Annotated in this window: 1 protein-coding gene; it reads right to left on the reverse strand. The window is 62.7% G+C overall.

All coding sequences use genetic code 11. The features are described from left to right. Positions 1–1,139 (reverse strand): MFS transporter (locus ABT116_RS48695; RefSeq protein WP_351647991.1); only part of this gene is annotated, 1,139 nt, incomplete at its 3' end. Between the last annotated feature and the right edge of the window lie 18 nt (positions 1,140–1,157).

Here is a 1,157-nt window from a genome sequence, read left to right on the forward strand (position 1 = left end):
GCCTCCATCTGGGCCTCGTACTCCGCGAGCAGGCGGGCGATCTCGTCGCCCAGCTTCGTCTCCGCCTCGCCGGGCTCGGCGCCCGCCGGGCGGAGCAGCAGAAGGGTGCAGATCAGCGAGACAAGGGCGTACAGCCCGGACACGATCGCGACCCCGACGATGTTGCCGGACGTGTTGAGCATCCACTGCGCCAGTACCGGAGTTCCGCCGCCGACGACGAGGGAACACAGTTGGTACGCCGTCGACAATCCGGTGTAACGGATGTTGGCGGGGAAGGCCCGGGCGAGAACGCCGGCGATGGCGCCGTAGAACATCGAATGCGGGATCGTGGCCAGGCACATCGCGACGACCGCGATGGTGAAGTTCCCGGTTCGGATCGCGAAGAACATCGCGGGCATGAGTACGAACTCCGGTATCACCATCAGACACATGGCTTTTCGCATGTCGATCTTGGAGACCAGGACGGCACCGAAAGGTTGGACGATGAACTGCACGACAAGCGCGATCGCAATGGCGGCCAGGAAGGTACCTCGATCGTATCCCAGTTCTTTTGTAGCCCAAGACAATGCGAAGGTGTTCTTGAAGTAGGTGACCTGAGCGAGGGGGAGTGCGCCGGCGCCGAGAAGAACCAGTACCCAATGCTTGCGCAATACTTCGGCGAGTGGAAGCTTGACGACCTTCTTGCGGGCGAGAACGGCCTTCATCTCGTCGGACTCTTCGAGTTTGAGGCGGATGATCATCCCGAGAATGACCAGGACCGCCGAGATGATGAACGGGATGCGCCATCCGTACAGGAGGAACGACGGCGTCGGCATCGCGGACAGAAAGAAGAATGCGATGGTGGCCAACAGATTCCCGGCGGGTGAGCCCTGTTGAGCGAACGCGGAGTAGAGGATGCTCTTCCCCTTGGGCGCGTTCTCGCTGGCGATGAGCACTGCTCCGCCCCACTCGCCGCCGACCGCGACTCCTTGGATGACGCGAAGGGTGACCAGGCCGATCGGCGCCCAGATCCCGACCTGTGCGTAGGTGGGGAGGAGTCCGATGCCGACTGTGGCGACGCCCATCATCATCAAGGTGATGACGAGAGTGTTCTTGCGTCCGATCCGGTCGCCGAGGTGACCGAAGATGATCCCGCCGATGGGCCGGGCGAGGAAGCC

It is taken from the genome of Streptomyces sp. NPDC002130, from assembly GCF_040296465.1.
Classification (GTDB): Bacteria; Actinomycetota; Actinomycetes; order Streptomycetales; family Streptomycetaceae; genus Streptomyces.